The organism is Segatella maculosa OT 289 (assembly GCF_000243015.1).
Classification (GTDB): Bacteria; Bacteroidota; Bacteroidia; order Bacteroidales; family Bacteroidaceae; genus Prevotella; species Prevotella maculosa.
Map to the genome: position 1 here is coordinate 378,333 of NZ_JH594500.1, position 24,461 is coordinate 402,793.

Below are 24,461 nucleotides of genomic sequence, written 5' to 3' on the forward strand. Positions count from 1 at the left end.
TAGATATATTTATTGATGATTATTCTTTCTTTTAGTGCGTGTGATGTCAAAAAGATAAGCGGCTTTGATAACGATATTTCCATGGTTGGACTTTGAGAAATAGTCGCGCTTTGACGAGCCATAGATGTTGGCAAGACCGTAATAATATCGGGCTTCCAATAGAAAATGGCCCATCTTGGGATGGCTATACGCCAAACCAAGTCCCACGGCTATGCCGTAATCGAACTTCTTACTGACTGCCATTGTGTCTTGAGCCACCACGGGATTCACACGATCTTGCATGTTGCGTTGGTCAAAGGCAAAGTTCATATCGGTGCTTTCACGGAGCATATAACCAAACTGAGGACCTAAATTCACAAAGAAATTGGCTCCCTTATATTCCTTTCCCCATGCAAGATGCGCAAAGACCGGTACTTGGATATAGTCAATGGTGCGGCTGTAGTGTTCGGCCTGTCCTGTCAATGCATTGATAACAGGTTGGTCTTTGTTGTCAAGGATATCTTCTTTCCAACCCAACTGGGCATAGTTCACTTCTGTCAGAATAGAACAAATGGTCGAGAAATATTTCTCACTCTTATAACTTAACGACAATCCCCCTGTAATTCCGCTGTGTTGCTTCTGATTGACTTTGGGAACAAAGCCCACAGTACTTAGCACATAGCCGGCATTGAACCCTACGGAAAAGTCATTGCGATGTTCACCTATCTGTGCCTCTACACGCAACACGCCGCAGCCAGTAAGAAGCAGACAACATATTATTTTGTTTTTTAGTTTCATACAAACTCTTTAATAGGCTATGCTCTCTATGTTTCCATTATAAAGATAATGTATCAGCTGGAAACTCGAGTTGATACGTCCGCCCTTTTCCACAGGTTCGAACTTTAATGGGGATTGCAAGAACTTGTAAACCTGTTGCCACTTGCTGCCAAGAAACTTTCGTCCGTATTTTGCATACCCACGCACAAAGAACTGAGCATGGTCATAGCCTGTTATTGCAAAGCGGGGCAAGGCTTGTTGCATCGGCTCATGGAACCAACTACGATAGCTTCTTTCCAAGGCTGTCGTCGCTGTCGACGAAGCATTATAATAGAATGTTGTCGGGATATAGGTGTCGTATTTACAGAAATGATTGAAGTCGTATGGTGCATACATCAGCCACTCCGTATAACCGAACATGCTGATTGGTGTTCCCGGGCGTAACTGGTCGAAACGCTCCAGCTTTGTAAAGGCCTCATTCAATTCCGGAGAGCGTGCCGTATTTAGGATAACAACATTCGTCTTTTCTTTGGTAAAGGCTTTGGCGAAAGCCTCGTCATCTGACTTCAGATTAGTTACATTATATGCGATGCCCTTTGCTTCGAGTTGCCTGCGCAGCGCCATCGTAAAAACACCTTTCTTGCTGGAGGCATCATTGCAGTCGACAAACACAGGATGACACTTGCTAAATCGTTCCAAAAAGGCATTGAGCGTAGCATTCAACAGTCTTGTGTCGTCTTGATAAACCTGAAAGATGCTCTTGTTGGAGGCGATGTCGGTGTCGGAAATAGAGAAAGGTATTACCAACCGAATGTTTTTCGACTGGCAGAAATCCGCCAAAGGCTTCACCTGTTTACTATATAGCGGGCCGAAGATAATGTCACACTTTGCCGTATGCTCATCAAGCAACGTAGTCCTGATATCGGCATCGGCATTCACATTCCATGCATGCACATCAATACTATAGCCTTCGGATTTCAGTTGGTCGAAAGCCATCAGCATGCCTCGGTAGTATTCCGTCATTCGTTTTCCGTCGCCATCCGCTTGATGCAAGGGTAGTATGATGCCTATGGAAACATGGTTTTTGTTATCAGCCGTAGCTGTAAACGTACTTAAAAAGACGGATAGACAAAACAAAATATACCGGAAGAAAGATATCATCATTTAGGGATTTATTAATTTTTCAACTGCAAAAATACAAAAAAATATGTCATTACATCACATTCGGTGTGTTTTCTTTTTAGTAACTTTGCACAATTATAGCGACAAAGAGATGAAAGTAAAGATTTTAATCCTGCTCTTCCTGCAGGTGCTGGGTTGCAGCTTTGTCTTGGCTGACACCACTCCGAATGCTTCGCCAACCGCAGTTTTCAAAGATGCGGCAGGAAATGAACATCAAGACAGCTTCGAAGGTTCGGCTCCGGTGACGGCCTCGTTCAAAGCCAATCCGCAAGACATTGTCGGTTGGACGGCTTACTATGAGTGGCGGTTCTTCCATGGAAATGAAGTAAAGCCTTATCTGCAAAGATACGAGGAAGACACGCAATATACATTTGACCGTTCGGGCAATCACCGGGTCATTCTTCGTGCGACATTCATCAGCGGGAATGACACCATCATACACGAATACAGTCCTATAACCGTCTCTCTGTTTGAGAGCAGGCTCGAACTTCCCAATGCGTTTTCTCCGAACGGAGACGGTATCAACGATGTCTATAAAGTGAAATCAAGCAGCCGCAGCATTATAGAGTTCCATGCCAAGATTTACAACCGTTGGGGACAGAAACTCTATGAATGGGACAGCATAGACGGCGGTTGGGACGGTAAGTTTCACGGCAAAGATGTAGCGCAAGGCGTCTACTATGTCGTGGTAGAAGCCCTCGGGGCCGACGGGAAGCGTTATTCCATCAAACGGGATATAAACCTTTTGAGGAATCACACGGTAGCAGCCGGATATGGCAGAGCTGCGGTTGAGAATCGCGCGGAAGTTGGCAGCGGACATGACGAATATGCGGTTGCATTGCCCAGCACAATAGGGGAGACGTATCACCTTCCTATAGGAAAGGTACAGTCCCGCCATGTCGGGACAGTTTTCCCACCATGGCGGGACTGTTGTTAGATAAGTATCTCTTCGATAGGAGATAGGTATCTCTTGGGCAATAGATACGTAGGGCGTTCGTGTAATGTTACCTTTCAATCGGCAGAGACTGGCACTGGTAATAGGGGGAACAGGTAAGAAACGACTTTATAAACAAGTAAAAGACTTCCTTATGGAAATGGAAAGAGAAGATAAAAAGATAAATGTGTGGGGAGCACGCGTGCACAATCTGAAGAACATTGACGTTGAAATCCCTCGCAACTCGCTGACAGTGATAACGGGCCTTTCGGGCTCCGGTAAATCTTCCTTGGCGTTCGACACCCTATTTGCCGAGGGGCAACGCCGATACATCGAGACGTTCTCGGCCTATGCCCGGAATTTTCTTGGAAACATGGAACGACCTGACGTTGATAAGATAACCGGCTTGAGCCCCGTTATCAGCATTGAGCAGAAGACGACGAACCGGAACCCGCGTTCTACCGTGGGCACGACGACGGAGATTTATGACTATCTGCGCCTTCTGTATGCACGTGCAGGGACGGCCTACAGCTATGTCACGGGAGAGAAGATGGTGAAGTTCACCGAGGAGAATGTCATCGAAATGATTACCCACGGTTATGTCGGAAAGCGAATCTATATCCTTGCACCGCTCATCAGAAACCGAAAAGGCCACTATCGCGAACTCTTCGAAAGCATGCGACGCAAAGGCTATATCTATATCCGGGTGGATGGAGAAATCAAGGAAATCACACGGGGAATGAAGACCGACCGCTATAAGAACCATAATATAGAGGTGGTGGTTGACAAGATGCTCGTTGAAGATGTCTCGCATGAACGACTGACCAAGAGCGTTCAAGAGGCCATGAAACAGGGCGACGGTCTCATCATGGTGCTTGACAAGGATAGCGACGAAGGCAAGTTATTCTCTAAGCGGCTTATGTGTCCCACTTCCGGCGTCTCCTACAAAGACCCTGCTCCCAATATCTTCTCGTTCAATTCTCCGGAGGGAGCCTGCACGCGTTGCAAAGGGTTGGGTTATGTCAGCGAAATCGACCTCAAAAGAGTGATTCCCGATGCCAAGATGAATATTCATGATGGGGCTATCGTTCCGTTGGGGAAATATAAAAACCAAATGATCTTCTGGCAGATTGACGCTATCCTCAGGAAATACGACTGTGACCTCAAGACGCCTTTCAAGGATATTCCGCAAGAAGCTGTCGACGAAATCTTGTATGGAAGTCTGGAGAACGTGAAAATAGACCGGAAGCTCATTCATACTTCATCAGACTACTTCGTTGCTTTCGATGGCATCGTCAAGTATCTACAGACGGTGATGGAGAGCGATGATTCGGCTGCGGGAAAGAAGTGGGCCGACCAGTTCTTAGGCACCGCGGTCTGCCCGGAATGTAAAGGGCAACGACTTAACCAAGAAGCGCGCTCTTATCGCATATGGGACAAGAATATCACAGAGGTGGCCGACCTCGACATCAACGACCTCAAAGAATGGCTCGAGCATGTGGAAGAGCACATGGAACCGCAGCAGCGGAAGATTGCCGGCGAGATACTCAAGGAAATCCGCACTCGGGTGAACTTTCTCCTTGAAGTGGGCTTGGACTATCTCTCGCTCAACCGACAAAGCGCCACGCTGTCGGGTGGTGAGAGCCAGCGTATCCGGCTGGCTACGCAAATCGGAAGTCAGCTCGTCAACGTACTCTATATTCTCGACGAGCCGAGCATCGGTCTGCACCAGCGCGACAACGACAGGCTGATACGCTCCCTGAAGGAACTGCGCGATTTGGGTAATACGGTCATTGTCGTGGAGCACGACGAAGACATGATGCGCGCCGCCGATTGGATTATCGACATCGGACCGAAGGCTGGCCGGAAGGGCGGTGAGGTGGTCTTTCAGGGAACGCCTAAGGAGATGCTCAAGAGTCACACCATCACGGCCGATTACCTCAATGGCGACCGGAGGATTGATGTTCCGTCCGAACGTCGCAAGGGGAACGGCAAGCATATTCGGATTTTCGGGGCAAGGGGAAATAACCTAAAGCACGTCGACGTGGACTTTCCACTGGGCAAGCTGATTGTCGTCACGGGCGTGTCGGGGTCGGGTAAGTCGACTCTCGTCAACGAGACGCTACAGCCCATTCTCTCTCAACATTTCTACCGTTCGCTCAAGAAGCCTATGCCCTATGACAGGGTCGAGGGCGTGGACAATATAGATAAGGTGGTCAACGTAGACCAAAGCCCCATCGGCCGCACGCCGCGAAGCAATCCGGCCACCTACACGGGCGTCTTCAGCGATATCCGCAGCCTCTTTGTCAACCTGCCTGAAGCCAAGATACGCGGCTATAAGCCGGGGCGCTTCTCCTTCAACGTGAAAGGTGGCCGATGCGAGGCTTGCGGTGGCAACGGCTACAAGACCATCGAAATGAACTTCCTGCCCGATGTGATGATACCTTGCGAGGTGTGCCACGGCAAACGCTACAACCGCGAAACGCTTGAAGTGCGCTTCAAGGGGAAATCTATAGCCGACGTGCTCGACATGACCATCAATCAAGCCGTGGAGTTCTTCGAGAACATACCGTCCATTCTGCCGAAAATCAAAACCTTGCAAGACGTCGGCTTGGGTTATATCAAACTCGGCCAGAGCTCGACTACGCTGTCGGGTGGCGAGAGTCAACGCGTGAAACTGGCCACCGAATTAGCCAAACGCGACACGGGCCGTACGCTGTATATCCTCGACGAGCCTACCACGGGCCTCCACTTCGAGGATATCCGTATCTTGATGGACGTGCTCCGACGGCTCACCGACCGCGGCAATACCGTAATCATCATCGAGCACAACATGGACGTCATCAAGTTGGCCGACCATGTCATCGACGTAGGACCCGAAGGCGGCCGTGGCGGCGGCACCATTCTTGCCACGGGAACGCCCGAGGAGATTGTACGCAGTCGGCAAGGTTATACCACGAAATACCTTGCGAAGAGCCTGAAACGTTCCTCCTAAAATCCATGTGTCTGAAAGAGCCGGAATGGTCGACGTTCATATTTGGAAATACATAGAGAAAGAAGACATCCCCATCTGATTGGAAGAAGATGGGGATGTCTTTTCATTCTGTGCCGCGTCTGATTTCATTCCGAGCCGTCTCTCTTTTAAATTAGAGGGGGATGTTATCGAGAAAGGCTCTTCTCAAGTATGTCTTTCCATTCGCGATAGGCCTCGATATATTCTTCGTGCTTGCTTTCTTCGGGCGCTATGACAGCCAATCTCTTTAATGTCGAGAAGGCTTCGTCGTGGTCTTTGTATATGCCCGCGCCGATGCCCGCACCTTTCGCGGCACCGACACTTCCGTCCGTCTCATACAGTTCGATAGTCGCGCCACTGACATTGGCCAAAGTCTCCCTGAACAGCGAACTCAAGAACATGTTGGCCCTGCCTGCATGTATCTTGTTCAGTTCCATTCCCATCTGCTGCATGATTTCCATTCCGTAGCAGAAACTGAAGACGATGCCCTCTTGGGCTGCCCTTGCAAGATGGGCACGGCCATGCTTGTTGAAGTTCACGCCATGGACAGAGCAGCCCACTTCCTTATTCCCGAGCACACGTTCCGCGCCGTTCCCGAATGGAATAATCTTGACGCCCTCGCTGCCCACAGGAACGCTTGCCGCCAAGTCGTTCATCTCCGAGTAGCTGAGGTCCGACGTGACATTGCGATGCATCCAGGCATTGAGAATGCCAGTGCCATTGATGCAGAGAAGCACGCCCAGCCTGTCCGTCGCAGTCGTATAGTTGGCATGCGCGAAGGTGTTCACACGACTCTCGGGATCGTAATTCGCGTCGCCCAAAACGCCGTACACAACGCCCGACGTGCCTGCCGTACTTGCTATCTCTCCTGGATTGAACACGTTCAGGCTGACGGCATTGTTGGGCTGGTCGCCCGCACGATAGCCGATGGGCGTCCCCGCCTTCAGGCCCAACTCCTGCGCCGCCTCTTCGGAAACCACACTCTGAATGCCGAACGTTGGAACAACTTCTGCCAACAAGCTGTCTTCAAAGCCGAAATAATCTAAGAGGAGCTTAGCCGGCCTCTTGGCCTTGAAGTCCCACATCATCCCTTCGGAAAGGCCACTGATCGTAGTCTGCGCTTCACCCGTGAGCTTCATGGCGATATAGTCGCCGGGCAGCATCACCTTGTCAATCTGTCTGAATAGTTCCGGTTCGTTCTCTTTCACCCAAGCCAATTTGGCGGCCGTGAAATTGCCGGGCGAGTTAAGCAAATGCGTCAGGCAACGTTCCTTGCCCAGTTCGTTGAATGCGCGCTCACCGTAAGCCACCGCACGTGAGTCGCACCAGATGATGCTCGGCCGCAACACTTTTTGGTTCTTGTCCATACACACCAGCCCGTGCATCTGATAAGAGATGCCGATGGCCGCGATGTCTTCGCCCTTGGCACCGGCTTGCTGCATGATTTTCCTCAGCGCGAGCTTCGCATTGTCCCACCACATCTGCGGGTCTTGTTCTGCCCAGCCCGTCCTTACGGCCACGATGGGCGCCTCTTTTTCCGGATAGAAGGCCGATGCCGCAATGTCTCCGCGCTCGATGTCTACCAAAGATGCCTTGACAGAACTGCTGCCGACATCAAACCCCAATAAGTATTTTCCGTTCATTTCGTTAAGATTTAGTGCTTTTGTCGTTCTATATAGAATTTCTTTTATCTTTCTATATAGAATACGGACAAAGCATGATTTCCCCCTATTTCCTATACCGATTTCCGACGATTGATAAGCAACATCGGGCGGATTATAAGGCTACATCATACGAACGCCCAACGTATCTATTGCCCAAGAGATACCTATTTCCTATCGAAGAGATACTTATCTAATAACGTTCCCGCCATGGTGGGAAAACTGTCCCGCCATGGTGGGAATATAGTCTCACCATGGCGAGAATTATTTCCCACCATGGCGGGACTGTACCTTTCCTATAGGAGGCTGGCATGCTTCTCCTATTGCGCTGGGCAACGCAACCGCTTTGAGACTGCCACGACAGCAATCTCTCTTTCGATTCAAACAAAGTGTGAAGGGGATTATTCCGAACCTACGAGGTCTTCCATCAACATACGGTCTATCGTGCCGATGCCGTTGTCTTCGAGCAGACGGTGGTCTTGCCCGAAGACCGAGGATATGGTTTCCGTGGACTGCTGCGCAAGCCAATTCTTGAACAGGACGACCGCTTCGTTATTCTTGTTCAAGAACCACTTGCTGTAGCCGGCGTTCAAATAGTCCTCGGTGATGACGGCGTCCGACGACAATATCGCTTCGTAATAACGCTCGGCTTGGTCGGGCTTGCGTCGGAGCAGCAAGGCCCACGCTATCGTGCGCTTCACGGGAATGTTCACTTCTTCCATGTCCAAAGGGTAAAGGAGCGAGAGCGTCTCTTCCACGCGCCCCATGTTCATCAGTGCCAAGGCATGGTGCCAGCGGTAACGGTTGTTGTCGGTGGCCTCAAAAAGCGCTTGATAGGCACGGGCGGCCTCTTCGAAAAGTGCGGCTCTCAAAGCGGTCGAGGCATAGCTTCGCAAATCTCTTTCGGTGGCGAAACCTAAATCCAAGGGTTCGCTGTCGAGCTTCAACAAGTGCGTCTCCTCATCATAGGCCACCGCTTCGGTTTTCACACGGCTCTCTTCGTGTGCAACCAATCCGGCAATCACGAGCGAGCGGCAATAGCGATGGGCCTGTTCGTATTCGTGGAAATGGCACGAAAGCGTGTTCTGCAGGCGATAATAACGTTGCAGTCGCTCCACGTCCGTGGTCAGCAGGTGAAGCGTTTCCTGCCGGTCTGGCCGATGTCGCTCTGACAGTTCGCGCATGAATGCCCATTCTTTCCGCTTCGCGGCAAAAGACATCAGGGAGATGATTTCCTTGTAAAAGGACGCGAAAGGAAGTGCGTCGTGCAGGAAGAATTGGCTGTTGCGGGTTACATGGTCGTTCCAGAAAGGATTTCTGAACTCTGCGCGGTAAGGGTTCAATTCAAAGAAGCGATAGAGGTCTTGCAGATATTGCAGTCGTTTGTAAGACGGTTTGTCCATGTCTTCGGCGCTTTCCAGCAACATCATGCCGTCGGTGGTGTTCATCATCTCGCGTACTTTCGGCGGAAGCTGCTCATAGACCGACTTCAGGGCAAAGCTAAATGAATATTTGTCGGAATTGCAAAAGAGCCCGCCTTTTAGCATCGCATCAATCAGTTTTGTGCTGTCCAGTTGGCTAAGTACTTCAGCAATCTCTGGATTTTGCTTTGAGAACGGCACGAACCAATTGCTGACCGAAGAGAAGAACGGAAACCTTTTCATCTGCGAGAAGCCTCCGAAATAGATGTCGGCACCCTGTTTCTGCATCTCTGTCATGCGGTTCATACTCTCCTCAATGCGTTCCATTTCCTGCTCTGCCTTGTCGGGATGCAGGATATCCTCCAAAGAATCTTCGTTTTCTTCGATTCCGAAACGGTCGAACCTCAGTCGTTTTCCCTTCATCAGGTTGGGGATAATCTCTTTCTGTATGCTTTCGTTGTCGCGACGAGCACTGCTGCAATAGAAGATTTGGCATTGCAGCTCGTAGAGTTGTCGGCGCAGGTCGTCGGCATTTGCTGTTTCGAGGACGGAAAGCATCTGTTCGACAGCATCATCAAAAAGCCTCATGCCGTCGGTGCAGGCCATGAGTGTCCACCCCACGAAGGCTCTTTGGCGCAGTTCCTCGTCTTCTGTCTGCTGCCATACGGCCAACAGCAACTTGAAGCGCCAAGGGTCGAAGCCGTTCATGCCGCTCAATGCCACTGCAGAGACGAGCGTCAAGGCATCAAAAGAGTCGACCATTGGGCTGAGTATAAGTTGAAGTAAAGCGCTATGGACGGCCTCGCTCCAATAGAACGAAACCACGATGGTATCGAAGACTGAAGCTACGTAGTGCTGATGTTGCTTGCGCAAAGTGTGTTCTTTCTCGCTCCGGACGGTATCAGGCTCCAGCGACAACATGGCCAAGTCCTGCACGTAGGCCTCCAGCTTCTGTTGTATATCGCCGTCAGACAGATTGATGTGGCGTGCACTCAACTCTGCCAATCCATGATAACCACCGCTGATTACGGCCTGCTTGACCCTTACGTCGAACGCGATGCTGTAGAGTTGCCTTAGCATAGAATGATAAAGTTGCGGGCGCATATCGTCTTGATAGCCCCGCAACATGTAATCTTTCATGAGTTGATAGCCCGACGCTATCTCTTCGATGCGCGTATCGAACTGCGAGAGTCCTGCTTGTTTGAGGAACAATTGAATGTTTTTTAACGCCAAAGGTAGATTCTTTTGTTCAAGAATCAATGATAATACAGCTTGTAGTTCAATTTGAGATGAAGGCATGAGTACAAGTTATTGAAAGTTAGAAGCGATTTGAATGTCCTTCGCTCTCGGTTTAGCTACATGATGAAACTTCAGTTTTGGCAATGCAGAAATCGTTCTTTCATCTGCCTTGCAATACTTCCGAAGTAAATCGGCATAGTGTACTATCCCGTTTTCATTAATAGAATCGCACGCCTTATTATATGCTTTTACAAACTCTCGAAGTTGCAACTTGCGCCGATTGTCACTCACTCCAGCATGACGTAAGGCTAATACCCCAAGCGATATTTTAAAATCACGACTGTCACGTAGCATAGGATTTTCAAGTATGCGGGCTTTAGTTGCCTGTGGTTCCGTAAGCCAAAGGGCATCAATCTCATTGTTAAGCAGCATGTTTAGGCGAATGAACACATTATTGAACTGTACCCGATATACGCGGGCCTGCGTTTTGACCGTGTCAAGCGTGCGGTCGGTCAGATAGTCGGTTGCCGAGAAACGAGTCATAGCAATCATTTTATCCCCTAATTGATTGAGTCGTTTCAGGCGTGATTTACGATTGGAATATAGTTGCCAATAGGCATTGGTAGCGGTGAGATAATCAAGTTGTAGGCCACGCTTCTTCATTCGCTCCGTACGTACAAGGTCGCTGATAGAACCCTCTACGTGTTTATTTAACAGAGCCGTATCACAGTCCATTTGAGCCGTAAAGAACTTCAGACGCAAATCCAATCGTGCCGTATCATAAAGCTGGTGGTCTTTCATCAGATACAAAGGAAGACAATCAAGCGTAGGTATAACGGCTATTTTCAAGGCCAATGAGTCTTCTCGAAGGAGCCGTTGACGCTCGGCACGTGACAGTCTTCTTTGCTCATCGTAGGACTGTCCACAGGCAGAAACGAGTAAGACCAAAGCAAAAAGGGATATTTTATGACTTAGAAATTTCATCATTCAAACACGTTTTATATCCGTTTCTAAACCATGCAAAAGTAACAAATAATTTTGGAACTATAGAATTTATTGTTACTTTTGTGGGAAATATAACAAGAAGCAGACATAGAAATGGCCAAGGATAAGATTGCATACGTGTGCAACAACTGCGGACAAGAATCGACAAAATGGATTGGGAAATGCCCCAGTTGCGGCCAATGGAACACGTTTAAGGAAATACGTATTGCCAATGACACGGGTTCAATGGCTGCAAAAACGGCTGCACATGCCGTCAGGAACAGTCTGTCAAACAAGAACAAGCCTCTATTCCTTCGTGAAATTTCTGCAAAAGATGAACCGCGAATAGATATGCACGATGATGAATTAAATCGAGTTTTAGGTGGCGGTTTGGTTCCGGGAAGCATTGTGTTGCTTGGTGGTGAACCGGGAATAGGCAAGAGTACACTGACGCTTCAGACTATTCTTCACATGACCGAACACCGTATTCTATATGTGAGTGGGGAAGAAAGTGCCCAGCAGATTAAGATGAGGGCCGAGCGTATTGGGGGCAACAGTGAAGTGATGGTTCTTTGCGAGACTTCACTCGAAAATATCTTTGACCATATAAAAGAGGTGAAGCCCGAGCTTGTGATTATTGATTCTATACAGACTATTTCCACTTCGGACGTTGAAAGCTCCCCCGGAAGCATCACTCAGGTGCGCGAATGTGCAGCAGCCTTGCTTCGTTTTGCTAAAACAAGCGCTATTCCTGTAATTCTCATTGGGCACATCAACAAGGAAGGCACATTGGCAGGTCCAAAGATATTGGAGCACATTGTGGATACGGTCATTCAGTTTGAAGGCGATCAGCATTATATGTACCGAATTCTCCGTTCTATCAAGAACCGTTTTGGGAGCACATCGGAACTTGGAATTTATGAAATGCAACAAAACGGACTCAGGCAAGTATCTAATCCTTCCGAACTCTTATTGACACAAGACTACGAAGGACTTTCGGGTATAGCCATCTCTTCGGCAATCGAGGGTGTAAGACCATTCTTGGTGGAAACGCAAGCTTTGGTGTCGTCGGCAGCGTATGGAACTCCGCAACGTTCTGCCACGGGTTTCGACCAACGACGCCTCAACATGCTGCTTGCCGTGCTTGAAAAGCGCGTTGGCTTCAAACTCATGCAAAAGGATGTTTTCATCAATATTGCCGGTGGACTGCGCGTGACCGACCTTGCTATGGACCTCAGTGTGATAGCGGCCGTTCTGTCAAGCAATGTCGATACGGCGATAGAAGCCGGTTGGTGCATGGCCGGAGAAGTGGGACTGAGTGGTGAGGTGCGCCCTGTCAATCGCATTGATCAACGCATTGCTGAAGCCGAGAAATTAGGTTTCGCCCACATGATCATACCAGCACATAACCTGAAAGGCTTTGATAAACGTAAATATAAGATAGCACTCCACCCCGTAAAGAAGGTGGAAGAGGCACTAAGAACGTTGTTCGGATAAATATATGAAAGATTCGGTAATCATCGTCAGTGGCGGAATGGATAGCATTACGCTGCTTTATGACAAGAAAAACGAGATAGCGCTCGGCATCAGTTTCAACTACGAAAGCAACCACAATGCCAAAGAGATACCCCTTGCCGAGATGCACTGCAGGCGATTGGGCATCAAGCACATCACCATCAATCTTGATTTCATGGGCCAATACTTTAAAAGTTCTTTGCTCGAAGGCGGCGAAGCCATTCCCGAGGGGAATTATGCCGACGAGAACATGAAATCAACCGTGGTGCCTTTCCGTAACGGCATCATGCTATCTATTGCCATCGGCATCGCAGAGAGCAACAACCTCAAGAAAGTGTTGATAGCCAATCATGGCGGAGATCACACCATTTATCCCGACTGTCGCCCCGAATTCATCAAGGCCATAGATGCAGCCGCCTATGCCGGCACCTTTGTTAATGCTCATGTTGAAGCACCTTATACTCATATCACAAAGGGCGACATTGCACGCATTGGAAAGCGACTCGGTCTCAACTACGCCGAAACGTGGAGCTGTTATAAGGGTGCTGACAAGCATTGTGGAAGATGCGGCACCTGCATTGAACGCAAGGAAGCACTCACGGAAGCGGGCATTGATGATACCACCGAATATGAAGAATAACTCTCAATCGGTTCATCAGGAAGTCTCCGCCCTAGGGCGCAGTTAACATTCCTTTCGGTTTGATGTTTGCGCATGCGGCACAAGGCCTATGCCGATTTTGATTAAACAATCAAAGCACAGGAACAGAACATGACGGTCTTTTGTCAACTATATATAGCATAACAAGGCTATCGTGTACGAAAAACTCTTAATTCTTAGAGAATGATTTCCCGTTGTGCATAAAAAAATGTACCTTTGTCGTGTAAACAGAAAAACAATATTAACTTAAAACATAAAGATAAAATGACAATCGATCAATTCAACTTTGCCGGCAAAAAGGCAATCGTTCGTGTAGACTTCAATGTCCCCTTGGATGAAAAAGGTAATGTAACAGACGACACCCGTATCCGTGGCGCACTTCCCACGCTGAAGAAAGTGTTGGCCGACGGTGGTGCACTCATCATGATGAGCCACATGGGAAAGCCCAAAGGCAAAGTGAAGCCAGAGCTCTCGCTCGCTCAAATCGTCAAAAACGTTTCAAAAGCATTAGGCGTAGAGGTGAAATTCGCCAAAGACTGTGGCCATGCAGACGCAGAAGTTGCTGCTTTAAAACCGGGCGAGGCACTGTTGTTGGAGAACCTGCGGTTCTATCCCGAAGAAGAAGGAAAGCCGGTCGGTGTAGAGAAAGGCACTCCGGAGTATGATCAAGCCAAGAAAGAGATGAAGAGTCGTCAGAAAGACTTCGCCAAGAAACTGGCTTCTTACGCAGATTGCTATGTAATGGACGCTTTCGGTACGGCGCATCGCAGACACGCATCAACAGCCGTTATTGCAGATTACTTCAATGCAGACAACAAGATGTTGGGCTACTTGATGGAGAAAGAAGTAAAGGCTGTCGACGCCGTTCTGAACAACATCAAACGCCCGTTCACTGCTATCATGGGTGGCTCCAAAGTCTCAACTAAAATCGGTATCATCGAAAATCTCCTTGGTAAGGTAGACAACTTGATTCTCTGTGGCGGCATGACTTACACCTTTGCCAAGGCACAAGGCGGTAAAATCGGCAACAGCATCTGCGAGAACGACAAGCTCGACGTCGCTTTGGACGTTATCAAGAAAGCAAAAGAGAACAACGTAAAATTGGTACTCGGTACCGACTCCATCATTGCCGACGACTTCAAGAACGATGCCAACCAAAAGGTTTGTGCTTCCAATAATATTCCCGACGGTTGGGAGGGTATGGACGCCGGTCCTGAGACCCGTAAGGCGTTTGCCGAAGCTATCAAGGGTTCTAAGACCATCTTGTGGAACGGTCCGGCGGGTGTGTTCGAGTTCGATAATTTCACAGGCGGTTCGAAAGCCATCGCAGAAGCCGTTGCAGAAGCAACCAAGGAGGGCGCGTTTTCGCTCATCGGTGGCGGTGATTCCGTTGCTTGTGTCAACAAGTTCGGCTTGGCCGATCAAGTTTCTTACATCTCCACAGGCGGTGGCGCCCTGCTCGAAGCCATTGAAGGTAAAGTTCTCCCGGGTGTTGCAGCCATCAAAGGCGAATAAATTACAAGCATAAAGCAAAAAAACATCAAAGTGGGCTTTCATTTTTTGAAAGTCCACTTTTTCGGTGTAATACGGGATACAACAAATACATTAGAAGTGATAAACATGTGGGATATAGATGAAATGACGAAGGCATAAAACGCCAACCGCGCTGCGCCCCCCGAAACAAGGAAATCAAAGGAGTGCGGGGCTTCCACCACGGTGGAAAGGGGTTGAATAGAGAAAAAATGTTCTTCCGTCACAGCAGAAATTAATAAAACTTAAGAAAACATTCTTCCTCCACGGCGGAAGTTAATAAGACTTAAGAAAACGTTCTTTCGCCGTGGAGGAAGAAAGATAAATTAACAGATGGCCTTTCCCGCCACGGCGGAAGAGAATAAAACAGAGAAAAACCTTCGTCCGCCACGGCGGAAACAAAAAACGGAAAAACGAAATGCTGCGTACTGACCGAGGGGCAGGGTTGGCAAAACTGGGAGGGGATAGCTTCTGTAGAGAAATATTATTTATACGTACACCACCTTGAAATGGTATGCCATAATCCTTGCAAAGATACATTTGACATTGCGTTGAAGCCCATTCTTTTTAACATTTGAACTATTGCGGAAGATACCGTTTTTTTTATTTATAGGTTTTCAAATGCTGAAAAGGTTGTATAAAAAAGCCTTTCGAGAGGTTCCGGCCAACCAAATATCCATTACGCCGAAAAAAAAACAAACCATGCGAACGCTTTCATTCACAAGGTTTGTTCTAATTAATCCTTTCTAAGTCCAGCCTCCTCCTTTGAAGGAGCTTTATCTTGTAGAGCGGAATACGGGAGTCGAACCCGCCTTTCAAGCTTGGGAAGCTCGCGCACTACCGATGTGCTAATTCCGCAATGGAGCCGATACCGGGACTCGAACCCGGGACCTACGCATTACGAATGCGTTGCTCTACCAACTGAGCCATATCGGCATTGAAACATAAGTGGGTTTTTGGTGTCTCGCGGTGCAAAGGTATATTTTTTTTTTCTAAGGGCCAAATTTATTCATTATTTTCTTTTTCATATAAGCTATCGAATTTCATGCGGAGCCGTTCTTTGTTTTCGATAATGTCTTGTATAGTCTTGAGTTTTCTTGCATTGGGGCTACCCGGTATCCACAAATGTATGTAACCGTTTCGCGAATATTTTTCATTCATGTGACTCATAAATCTCTCCCATTGTTGTGCTTTATTTAGTTCAGGATTGTTTTCAAGCCCGTATTGAATGGCTCGACTGAACACGACGTCCGGTTCGAGGTCACGGTCGGCCTCAGCAATTATTTTCCCATAGATGCTGCGAGGTGCACGGCTTGAGCTTGCACGATGGTCTTCCACGGCTTCTTTCATGATTCGGAGTTGGTCGTTGCTGAACCATCGTTTGAGCCGGGCGTCATTGATAAGGATTTTTCCGCCGGTGATATGATGAATGGCACGCGGACCTGACATACCTAAGTCATGATAGGCTGCGATGACGTAGGCCATGTTGACGTCGGCCCCCGTATATCCGGCCAGCATTATCGAGTTCTTTATCACACGGTTGACATGCTGTAACCCGTGACTCTTGCCGAACGCTGTGTATCGAGGAAGAATGTGGTGCTCGATAAATTCCATGATGTCTAATGATACCTGTTGCATCTTTTATAATAGGATAGCAAGCATAGAAACGATACCGAATATCAAAATATTACGGGCAGTCTGGCCCAGAACCTTATTGAGTGCTTTGCCTTGACGAATCTTTCTCATTTTTATGTAAGACTGGTAATGGACTGGAAGATAGCCCAGCAAAACAGCGGGTGCCCAAGTGTGCACTGCGTTGTTCAGGCTTACAAACAGCATGAGGATTTCACCAATCAAACCACTGAATAAATAAAACCGGGCTCCCCATCGCTCTCCGATCCTGACGATGAGGGTGAGCTTACCGGTATGTCGGTCATTATCTCTATCACGGTAGTTGTTGACGATAAGCAGGGTATCGATGACGAAACCACAAGCCAAGGAGGTCAGAAACACATCCAAGGGTATGTTTTTGCCAGTCTGAGGCATGACAACATAGTAGGTCAGACAAACCGGCACTAAACCAAAGAATACGAGCACCAAAACGTCTCCAAAGCCCAAGTAGGATAGCTTTGTTGTATAAAGGAAGCAGAACACGATACAAAGCAAGCCGACAGGAATCACCTCATAACCTCCATAGAATATCAACGGCAGTCCGACAAAAGCTGCAACCGCGGTTGTGAAGATGATGGCTTTCTTCATTGCGGGCAATGTGACCCATCCTTCTGCACAGGCCCGTTTGGGACCTAATCTTATCTCGGAAGCGTCATTGCCTTTGATACAATCGAAGTAGTCGTTAACGAAGTTGGCATCTATTTGCATGACAAAAGCAAACAGCAGGCATAGTATTGCCGGCATAACATCAAACGAACCTGTCCCATGATTGAACGCCAAAGCCATTCCTAACATCACCGGAACGGCTGCTCCGATCAGAGTTTTTGGTCGGGAAGCCAGCAGCCATGCCCTGAAAGCGTTGGTTTTGATGTTTGTTTCTTTCATGCTTAGTTAAAGAAGTTCCAACTTAATCCAAACCTAAGAATACGTTGGTTAAGCGGATAATGCGGAGTAAAGAAATAATTCTTCTTGCCGGTTCCGGCATTCACGTGGCTCATCATAATGAAAAAGCGCGTGTGCTTCAGATGAAAGTTGGCATAGACATTAGCAACGGGATAATTACCTATTTCTATTCTGCTATCTGTTCCGTCGGTAGCCGTATTTGTCTGCACGGTATATTGACCGAGGCCGGGATTATAGTCCGGAGCAAAATATTTCGTAAAATACCTCACGTCAGCACCGAAATCGCAACTCAACACACGGGCAATCTTGAATTTGATGTATAGGTTGCTATAGATATTGAAATCGGGAACGGGCAGTACAGTCTTGTTGTTTGACTTCTGGTACGTGATGACGCTTTCCCAGTTCAATGGTCCGAGCGTGAAGTCCTGCGACAATGCAACCGTAATGAGATTGACGGCCCCACCATATTGATTGACCGTTATTGCATGATTGACCCGATTACCATTGTTGACGGTGTAGGAAGAAGCGAAATAAGCGTAGTTGTTGATTTCATCAATGCCAATGCGAAGCGTCGTCCGTGTCTTTTGATAATGTAAGATACCTTGGAGCCGTGTATGCAGCATCTTACTCATGCTATTATTGTCCCACCATGCATGCCTGCTGTGATAATGGCGATAATAAAAGATAGGGTTCAGGCGATGGAAGAAACCGTTCGCCGTTAGAGACAGTGTGTCGCCAAAAAGCTTGAAATTCAAATCGGCAGAAGCATCGAGTTTCAATTGTCCGGCATCTTCGCCCGTCAGCCAAGTTTCAGCCGTTGCATTGTAGTGGAATGTTTTTCCTTGGGCTTTGCTGAGTTGTGCACCAATACTCAGATTGTGCTCATTATATGAAGTACTGCCTGTGGTGTTCGGTAGTGTGAAATGGCGCAGCTCCGAAGCAATAAAGGCTTTTAATCCTGATTTGGCCCATTTATTGAACCCCTCCAATAAAGAGATAGCGAAAGTGTTCTTGAGACTATAGTATCGGGTTTTATCGTAGATGGAGTCACCGGTTAAGGGCTCATCTATAGTATAAGTGTTCGCATAAAAATCGGTCGGCGTCTTGTATGCCTGATAGATGCGGCGATAATTGTCGAACTGCATAGTGTGAATGAAACTCGTCACAGGAACGAATTCATTCTTCAACCATGCCGTGTCGGCCTTTGCTTTTTGCTCGACTGCAAGCAAACTGTCTGCCGTTGCTTTATCCAGCGAGGTCCGGTTGCTGTCTTTTTGTTGTGCTATCGGCTCTGTCCCCATGATTTTTGCATCGTCGGGGCGACCTTGTGCCACCGGTTTGTCTTCCTCGGGCTTCCGACCTTCTTTCCCGGTCAGTTCTTTTTTCTTTTGGGCCTCGTTCTCTTTTTTTGATGCCAAGGCGAACTTTCTCGCCTTGATTTCGTCTTCATTCATTGGAACCTTCCTGTTGAAGCCTATATTATACCGATGCGTGAAGAACACGTGCTGATTGTCGTTTCTGTTCCAGTTTTGTGACAATGCCGTAGGAATTTCAGACGTCTCGTAATTGTCGCTGTAGCTTTCTGGGTGAACAATGTAGTTGTCGTCGCTGATGCCACCGTTCTCGGCAACTTTTTGATGATTGGTCGACAAGAGCAGATGTGCTTGATATTGGTCACCCAGATACGAGCCGTATGTCATGTAATTGAAATGCGAGGCACTCTGGTTCTGATAATATCCTCGCCCATAAAGGTAGTCGAACTTGAACCCCACACCGAGCTTCTTCCCTGCGTTCACACCGAATTTCGCCGTCAGATGGTCTTCGCCGTTCGTCCGGTTACCAGCCGTATTGAATGTAATATTGGTGAATGGCGACAGCGTATTCGTGAAATGGAATTGGTCGACGGGCGTGACGACAAAGTCATAGGGCTGCGTAAATATGAACTGCCCGGTCTCTGCCCGGTCGATAACAATGCGGTTAATGCGCGGTGCACCAAGGTTTCCCGTCGTATTGTATTCGCCGCACATGCCCGTCGTGAAGATGGAATTCATGAACATATGTGGCACCGTGTCAGGAACAGCCAGACGTCTGTCGCCGAAGCGCGTGTCTACGGTCCACACCTTGATGCCTTTAGGTATCTCCTTGTGCGTTCCCAAAGAGTCCTTCATGTTTTTGTCTCCGCGCCGGCTGATATTGCCCGTAGCGTCCATTTGGTTGTAAGTGTCGTCGAATTGCGCGTAGACATGTCCGCAGATGGGCACGAACATCAAAAGGACTATGATTTTCCTCATTTGCGGAACATTCGTAATGAGACCTCGACGAACTTCAGTATCACAGCAACAATCAGAACGACCGTGGCGATGAGCCGATGTTCCGTCTGCGTGTACACGATGACGCCGCCTATGGCAAGCAGCATGAACACACTGTTCAATATGTTGCGGTATTTCAGCGTATCGTCCTTGCCGTCGGTCAATCTCTTCTGCCTATGATGCGGCCTTACGGCATACTGTGCTTTTTCCTCTTCTTTCTTCTCTTCCAAATTCATAGCTATCTGTTTATAATGGGACAAAAATAATAAAAAAGGGCGAGAGAGTCGGTAAAATGGCGGGACTGACACGCTAAACTTAACGATAATTAATAGAATGCCTTTTTGCGACTGAGCGTTTCCCGGCGACTTTCAAGCTTATTCAGGCGACAAAGGAAAAGTAAAGATTTCCCACAGTATGCGATTCCCCCTCGAAACGCAATGAAATTCGAATTTCTCGACTTTGTAACTTATTGATAACCATCCCGCAAAGAAATTTATTTTCTCCCGCAAGAAAATTTATTTCTTCCCGCAAAGAAATTTATCTCCTTCCGTAAGAAAATTTATTTTCAACCGCATGAAACTTGAGTTTCAACCGCATGAAATTTGAGTTTCAACCGCATGAAATTTGAGTTTCAACCGTATGAAACTTGAGTTTCAACCGCATGAAAATATTTTTTCTCCGCAAGGAATGAGATAAATCTCTTGTAGGTGCAAAATTTTTGATTCGTTTTATTTCCCGTTTTCCTGCATGGTCGAGTCGGATTTCGTTTTCAGCAACTCCTGCAGACGTATGATTTCGTCGCGGTATTGGGCTGCCTGTATGAAATCGAGGTCTTTCGCGGCCTGCTTCATCAACGCGGTCGTGTTGGCGATGCTCCTTTCTAATTCGGCCTTCGACATGTGCTTGATTATCGGATCTGCAGCGAAGGCTCCGCTTTCGGGCTCCAAGTATACACTTTTATATTTGTTGCCGGATACGGACGGACTTACGGTATTCTCGCGCGACGTCTCGGCCAGTGACGAAGCGATGCCCTTCTCAATTTGCTTCGGCGTGATGTGATGCTCCTCATTGTATTTGAGCTGTATACTGCGCCTGCGTGCCGTCTCGTCAATCGTTCGCTGCATGCTTTCAGTGATGGTGTCTGCATACATAATCACTTTGCCGTTAACGTTTCGTGCCGCCCGCCCGGCCGTCTGTGTGAGGCTACGGTGGCTGCGTAGGAAGCCCTCTTTGTCGGCATCCAGAATGGCCACCAAAGACACTTCGGGCAGGTCGAGCCCCTCGCGAAGCAGGTTCACGCCTACGAGCACGTCATAGATGCCTGCCCGCAAGTCGTTCATGATTTTCACGCGATCCAAGGTGGTCACGTCGCTGTGGATATAGTTGGCTTTGATGTCGTGGTTGAGGAGATATTCCGTCAGTTCTTCGGCCATTCGCTTGGTAAGCGTCGTTACGAGCACGCGTTCATGGCGGTGGATACGCGTGAGGATTTCTTCCATGAGGTCGTCGATTTGATTTTCCGATGGTCTGACATCGATTTCCGGGTCGAGCAGGCCTGTGGGACGGATAATCTGCTCGACGACGACGCCCTCGGCTTCTCCGATTTCGAAGTCGGCAGGTGTTGCACTGACATAGATAACCTGATGAACGAGCTCGTGGAACTCTTCGAAGCGCAAAGGTCTGTTGTCGAATGCTGCCGGCAGACGGAAGCCGTATTCTACGAGGTTCTGCTTCCTTGCCCGGTCGCCACCATACATGGCACCAATTTGTGGCACGCTCACATGGCTTTCGTCGATGATGGTGAGAAAGTCCTTCGGGAAGAAATCAAGCAGGCAGTAAGGCCGGTCACCCGCTTGCCGACCGTCGAAATAGCGCGAATAATTCTCTATGCCGCTGCAATGGCCCAGTTCCTTGATCATCTCCATGTCGTATTCTACTCGCTCCTTGATACGTTGTGCCTTGATTGTATCGCCGATGGAGTTGAAATAGGCCACGCGTTCCACCAAATCATCCTGAATCATACGGATAGCCTGTTCGGTTTGCTCTTTCGACGTGACGAAGAGGTTTGCCGGATAGATTTCGTAGGCCTCGAAGTTCGTCAGCGTGTGGAACGACGTGCTGTCAACTTCTTCTATACCGTCGATTTCATCGTCCCACCAAGTGACGCGCAACACGTTGTCACTGTAAGGCATAGAAATATCTACCGTGTCGCCTTTCACGCGAAAAGTGCCAGACTGCAAATCGATATCGTTCCTGACATAAAGCGCATCGACCAGTTTCCTGAGGAACTCGTTGCGGTCGATAACTTGTCCCCGTTTGATTTTGATGATATTTCCCTGCATGGCCATTGGGGCCCCCATACCATAGATGCAGGAAACTGACGAAACCACAATGACATCTTTCCTGCCCGATAGCAATGCCGACACGGAGGCAAGTCGGAGCTTGTCTATCTCGTCATTGATAGCAAGGTCTTTCTCTATATAGGTATCGGAAGTGGGCAGGTAGGCCTCGGGCTGATAATAGTCGTAGTATGACACATAATATTCCACGGCATTGTCGGGGAAGAAGCCTTTCATCTCCTCATAAAGCTGAGCCGCCAGCGTCTTGTTGTGGCTCAGAATCAATGTCGGTTTGTTCACATTGGCAATCACGTTGGCCACAGTGAATGTCTTTCCCGATCCCGTTACACCCAATAAAACTTGTGCTGGAATTTCATCCTGAATGCCGGCGGTAAGTTGTTTGATGGCCTCGGGCTGGTCTCCCGTGGGACTATATTTCGAGGTGAGTTTGAAATCCATGCTTTCTGATTGCTGTTATTCTGAAAGCTGCAAATTTACTAAATTCTCTGCGATTATACGTTATAAAGGCTAATTAATTGCGAAAAAGTGTGTTATTTACTTTGTAAATCCTATAAAAGTAAGTAACTTTGCAACTCAAAATGTTCGATATGAAGAAAAAGATATTAATCCCCATATGCACGACATTGCTTCTCGCAAGCTGTGCACCCGAATTCAATAAGGTGTATAAGACAGATGATTATCGGTACAAATACGAATTCGCAAAAGAGTGCTACGCCGACGGGAGATATGCGCAGGCCATTACTTTGCTGACGGATTTGATCAATATTGAAAAAGGAACTGACAATGCGCAGGAAAGCCTTTATATGTTGGCAATGGCAGAATATAACAGTTTAGATTACGAAGGGGCAGCTCAAGCATTCAAGCGTTACTACCAGTCTTATCCGAAGGGATATTTGGTTGAAATGGCGCATTATTATGAAGGCCTGAGTCTGTATAAGAGTACGCCTGAACCGCGTCTTGACCAATCGACGACTGTTTCCTCTATCAGTGCCTTTCAAACATTCCTTGACCTTTTCCCCGATTCGAAGTTGAAGCCTGAAGCCCAAAAGCGATTGTTCGAACTACAGGATAAACTGGTTTTGAAGGAGCTTTATTCAGCGCGCCTCTATTATAACCTCGGGCCTTATTTCGGTAACTGTTCTGACGGCGGTAACAATTACGAAGCATGTATCGTCACTTGTCAAAACGCATTGAAAGACTATCCTTATACTTCCTTGCGTGAAGATTTTTCCGTCCTGCTGATGAAGAGTAAGTTTGAACTTGCCGAGCAAAGTGTAGAGGCAAAGCGTTTGGAGCGCTATCAGGATGCAGAAGACGAATGCTATGGCTTTATCAACCAGTTCCCCGATTCGAAAGACAAGAGTACGGCCGAAAAATATATTGCCAAGTGTAAAAAGTTTACAGGGGAAGATTCCTCGAATAATAACGACAATAAATAATAAACTAATGGATTACAAGAAATCAAAAGCACCGGTAGACACTGTTACCCGCAACATTATGGATTTGTGCAAGGAAACCGGTAACATTTATGAAAGTGTGGCAATCATCTCAAAACGCGCCAATCAGATTTCGGTTGAAATCAAGCAGGACCTGAACAAGAAGCTTTCCGAATTTGCTTCTTACAACGATTCGCTTGAAGAAGTCTTTGAAAACCGTGAACAGATAGAAATCTCACGCTATTATGAGAAGCTCCCAAAGCCTACACTGCTTGCGACGGAAGAACTTATCAACGGCAACGTTTACTGGCGCGACCCGTCGAAGGAAGGTGCTAACGGAGAAACATAATGATACAGCGTAAGCAAACATTATTCATGCTGGCGGCATTGGTGTTGATCATCGTCTGCCTTTGTCTGCCTGTAGCGACGCTGGTGGCTCAAAGCATGGACATAGATAGTCAGGTGACTAATCTTTGGATTCGCAACAAAAGCGGCGTGTCTTTCACATCAAGTCCGTTGTTCCTGATTTTATTGCTGACGTGTCCACTCACGCTATGGGCCATTTTTAAGTATCATCATCGGCTGTTTCAAGCTCGTCTGTGCGTGGCAAACATGGTATTGATAGTTGCGTGGTATGCCTATTATGCCTTTCTTTGCCTCACATCGACGGCAGTGGTGAAGCCTCATTTCTCTTCCATTCTGCCCATCGTCGCTGCCATTCTTTATTTTGTGGCACGACATGCAATCCTTGCAGACGAGAAGTTAGTTCGGGCGGCTGACAGAGTTCGATAAGCAATATTTATATCGTCATAAGCTCCGTTCAAATGCTGACTAGAACGGGGCGTTTTTATGGATTGATATTTGCAGATATGAAATAAAAGTCATTAAA

Annotated in this window: 18 protein-coding genes and 2 tRNA genes; 8 read left to right on the forward strand and 12 right to left on the reverse strand. The window is 47.8% G+C overall.

The features are described from left to right. Positions 1 to 9 precede the first annotated feature (9 nt). Together HMPREF9944_RS01410 and HMPREF9944_RS01415 are read right to left on the reverse strand one after the other, a co-directional pair. Positions 10 to 777, reverse strand: coding sequence for a porin family protein (locus HMPREF9944_RS01410; protein WP_008563940.1), 768 nt, complete (start codon positions 775 to 777; stop codon positions 10 to 12). Between the two features lie 9 nt (positions 778 to 786). After that, positions 787 to 1,917 carry an ABC transporter substrate-binding protein gene (locus HMPREF9944_RS01415; protein ID WP_008563941.1) on the reverse strand — a complete coding sequence of 377 codons (1,131 nt, stop codon included), beginning with the start codon at positions 1,915 to 1,917 and terminating at the stop codon, positions 787 to 789. Positions 1,918 to 2,029: 112 nt separating this feature from the next. Here HMPREF9944_RS01415 and HMPREF9944_RS01420 point away from each other — a divergent pair, with 112 nt between their 5' ends. After that, positions 2,030 to 2,875 (forward strand): gliding motility-associated C-terminal domain-containing protein, encoded by an 846-nt coding sequence (locus HMPREF9944_RS01420; RefSeq protein WP_044113143.1) that lies wholly within the window; start codon positions 2,030 to 2,032, stop codon positions 2,873 to 2,875. Positions 2,876 to 3,032: 157 nt separating this feature from the next. Continuing rightward, complete coding sequence (gene uvrA, locus HMPREF9944_RS01425; RefSeq protein ID WP_044113221.1) at positions 3,033 to 5,867, forward strand: excinuclease ABC subunit UvrA; 2,835 nt, start codon at positions 3,033 to 3,035, stop codon at positions 5,865 to 5,867. Positions 5,868 to 6,031: 164 nt separating this feature from the next. On the opposite strand, the gene HMPREF9944_RS01430 is transcribed toward uvrA, so the two are convergent. From HMPREF9944_RS01430 to HMPREF9944_RS01440, 3 genes are all read right to left on the reverse strand, one after another. Continuing rightward, complete coding sequence (locus HMPREF9944_RS01430; protein ID WP_008563944.1) at positions 6,032 to 7,528, reverse strand: xylulokinase; 1,497 nt, start codon at positions 7,526 to 7,528, stop codon at positions 6,032 to 6,034. A 419-nt stretch (positions 7,529 to 7,947) separates the two neighbouring features. Continuing rightward, positions 7,948 to 10,200 carry a tetratricopeptide repeat protein gene (locus HMPREF9944_RS01435; protein WP_244861089.1) on the reverse strand — a complete coding sequence of 751 codons (2,253 nt, stop codon included), beginning with the start codon at positions 10,198 to 10,200 and terminating at the stop codon, positions 7,948 to 7,950. Between the two features lie 75 nt (positions 10,201 to 10,275). Then, positions 10,276 to 11,190, reverse strand: a complete 915-nt coding sequence (locus tag HMPREF9944_RS01440) for an ABC transporter substrate-binding protein (RefSeq protein WP_008563946.1) — start codon at positions 11,188 to 11,190, stop codon at positions 10,276 to 10,278. Between the two features lie 114 nt (positions 11,191 to 11,304). On the opposite strand from HMPREF9944_RS01440, the gene radA reads away from it, so the two are divergent. The 3 genes from radA (at position 11,305) to HMPREF9944_RS01455 (ending at position 14,878) form a co-directional block, all read left to right on the forward strand. Continuing rightward, entirely contained in the window at positions 11,305 to 12,687 is a 1,383-nt protein-coding gene (gene radA, locus HMPREF9944_RS01445; RefSeq protein WP_008563947.1) for a DNA repair protein RadA, read from the forward strand. A 4-nt stretch (positions 12,688 to 12,691) separates the two neighbouring features. Next, positions 12,692 to 13,345: a 7-cyano-7-deazaguanine synthase QueC gene (gene queC / locus HMPREF9944_RS01450; protein ID WP_008563948.1), complete on the forward strand. Its 654-nt coding sequence runs from the start codon at positions 12,692 to 12,694 to the stop codon at positions 13,343 to 13,345. Between the two features lie 282 nt (positions 13,346 to 13,627). After that, positions 13,628 to 14,878 carry a phosphoglycerate kinase gene (locus tag HMPREF9944_RS01455; RefSeq protein WP_008563949.1) on the forward strand — a complete coding sequence of 417 codons (1,251 nt, stop codon included), beginning with the start codon at positions 13,628 to 13,630 and terminating at the stop codon, positions 14,876 to 14,878. A gap of 802 nt (positions 14,879 to 15,680) precedes the next feature. On the opposite strand, the gene HMPREF9944_RS01460 is transcribed toward HMPREF9944_RS01455, so the two are convergent. The 7 genes from HMPREF9944_RS01460 to uvrB all read right to left on the reverse strand — a co-directional run bounded on the left by HMPREF9944_RS01460 (position 15,681) and on the right by uvrB (position 22,574). Then, positions 15,681 to 15,751, reverse strand: a tRNA-Gly gene (locus HMPREF9944_RS01460). 2 nt (positions 15,752 to 15,753) lie between these two features. Then, positions 15,754 to 15,829: transfer RNA gene (locus HMPREF9944_RS01465), tRNA-Thr, on the reverse strand. Between the two features lie 69 nt (positions 15,830 to 15,898). Continuing rightward, positions 15,899 to 16,531: an HD domain-containing protein gene (locus tag HMPREF9944_RS01470; protein WP_008563951.1), complete on the reverse strand. Its 633-nt coding sequence runs from the start codon at positions 16,529 to 16,531 to the stop codon at positions 15,899 to 15,901. Positions 16,532 to 16,534: 3 nt separating this feature from the next. Next, positions 16,535 to 17,449: a 1,4-dihydroxy-2-naphthoate octaprenyltransferase gene (gene menA, locus HMPREF9944_RS01475; protein WP_008563952.1), complete on the reverse strand. Its 915-nt coding sequence runs from the start codon at positions 17,447 to 17,449 to the stop codon at positions 16,535 to 16,537. Positions 17,450 to 17,451: 2 nt separating this feature from the next. Continuing rightward, positions 17,452 to 19,758, reverse strand: coding sequence for a putative porin (locus HMPREF9944_RS01480; RefSeq protein WP_044113146.1), 2,307 nt, complete (start codon positions 19,756 to 19,758; stop codon positions 17,452 to 17,454). Then, entirely contained in the window at positions 19,755 to 20,012 is a 258-nt protein-coding gene (locus HMPREF9944_RS01485; protein WP_008563955.1) for a hypothetical protein, read from the reverse strand. Before HMPREF9944_RS01485 ends, HMPREF9944_RS01480 begins: the two co-directional genes overlap by 4 nt. A 492-nt stretch (positions 20,013 to 20,504) precedes the next feature. Next, positions 20,505 to 22,574: an excinuclease ABC subunit UvrB gene (uvrB, locus tag HMPREF9944_RS01490; RefSeq protein WP_008563956.1), complete on the reverse strand. Its 2,070-nt coding sequence runs from the start codon at positions 22,572 to 22,574 to the stop codon at positions 20,505 to 20,507. Positions 22,575 to 22,714: 140 nt separating this feature from the next. Between uvrB and HMPREF9944_RS01495 the strand changes: the two genes are divergently transcribed. The 3 genes from HMPREF9944_RS01495 to HMPREF9944_RS01505 are packed head-to-tail and all read left to right on the forward strand — an operon-like array spanning position 22,715 to position 24,364. Then, positions 22,715 to 23,575: an outer membrane protein assembly factor BamD gene (locus HMPREF9944_RS01495; RefSeq protein ID WP_081475801.1), complete on the forward strand. Its 861-nt coding sequence runs from the start codon at positions 22,715 to 22,717 to the stop codon at positions 23,573 to 23,575. 7 nt (positions 23,576 to 23,582) lie between these two features. Next, positions 23,583 to 23,921, forward strand: coding sequence for a DNA-directed RNA polymerase subunit omega (locus HMPREF9944_RS01500; protein WP_008563958.1), 339 nt, complete (start codon positions 23,583 to 23,585; stop codon positions 23,919 to 23,921). Further along, complete coding sequence (locus HMPREF9944_RS01505) at positions 23,921 to 24,364, forward strand: DUF4293 domain-containing protein (protein ID WP_008563959.1); 444 nt, start codon at positions 23,921 to 23,923, stop codon at positions 24,362 to 24,364. The genes HMPREF9944_RS01500 and HMPREF9944_RS01505 overlap by 1 nt, the downstream gene beginning before the upstream one ends. Positions 24,365 to 24,461: the final 97 nt, after the last annotated feature.

Excerpts from the sequence above, each read along its gene's own strand:
- HMPREF9944_RS01485 (WP_008563955.1), bottom strand. The coding sequence starts at position 20,012 with ATGAATTTGGAAGAGAAGAAAGAAGAGGAAAAAGCACAGTATGCCGTA.
- uvrB (WP_008563956.1), bottom strand. The coding sequence starts at position 22,574 with ATGGATTTCAAACTCACCTCGAAATATAGTCCCACGGGAGACCAGCCC.
- HMPREF9944_RS01470 (WP_008563951.1), bottom strand. The coding sequence starts at position 16,531 with ATGCAACAGGTATCATTAGACATCATGGAATTTATCGAGCACCACATT.
- HMPREF9944_RS01505 (WP_008563959.1), top strand. The coding sequence starts at position 23,921 with ATGATACAGCGTAAGCAAACATTATTCATGCTGGCGGCATTGGTGTTG.
- HMPREF9944_RS01430 (WP_008563944.1), bottom strand. The coding sequence starts at position 7,528 with ATGAACGGAAAATACTTATTGGGGTTTGATGTCGGCAGCAGTTCTGTC.
- radA (WP_008563947.1), top strand. The coding sequence starts at position 11,305 with ATGGCCAAGGATAAGATTGCATACGTGTGCAACAACTGCGGACAAGAA.
- HMPREF9944_RS01495 (WP_081475801.1), top strand. The coding sequence starts at position 22,715 with ATGTTCGATATGAAGAAAAAGATATTAATCCCCATATGCACGACATTG.
- HMPREF9944_RS01480 (WP_044113146.1), bottom strand. The coding sequence starts at position 19,758 with ATGAGGAAAATCATAGTCCTTTTGATGTTCGTGCCCATCTGCGGACAT.
- queC (WP_008563948.1), top strand. The coding sequence starts at position 12,692 with ATGAAAGATTCGGTAATCATCGTCAGTGGCGGAATGGATAGCATTACG.
- HMPREF9944_RS01455 (WP_008563949.1), top strand. The coding sequence starts at position 13,628 with ATGACAATCGATCAATTCAACTTTGCCGGCAAAAAGGCAATCGTTCGT.
- HMPREF9944_RS01420 (WP_044113143.1), top strand. The coding sequence starts at position 2,030 with ATGAAAGTAAAGATTTTAATCCTGCTCTTCCTGCAGGTGCTGGGTTGC.
- HMPREF9944_RS01410 (WP_008563940.1), bottom strand. The coding sequence starts at position 777 with ATGAAACTAAAAAACAAAATAATATGTTGTCTGCTTCTTACTGGCTGC.
- HMPREF9944_RS01415 (WP_008563941.1), bottom strand. The coding sequence starts at position 1,917 with ATGATATCTTTCTTCCGGTATATTTTGTTTTGTCTATCCGTCTTTTTA.
- menA (WP_008563952.1), bottom strand. The coding sequence starts at position 17,449 with ATGAAAGAAACAAACATCAAAACCAACGCTTTCAGGGCATGGCTGCTG.
- HMPREF9944_RS01500 (WP_008563958.1), top strand. The coding sequence starts at position 23,583 with ATGGATTACAAGAAATCAAAAGCACCGGTAGACACTGTTACCCGCAAC.
- HMPREF9944_RS01440 (WP_008563946.1), bottom strand. The coding sequence starts at position 11,190 with ATGAAATTTCTAAGTCATAAAATATCCCTTTTTGCTTTGGTCTTACTC.
- uvrA (WP_044113221.1), top strand. The coding sequence starts at position 3,033 with ATGGAAAGAGAAGATAAAAAGATAAATGTGTGGGGAGCACGCGTGCAC.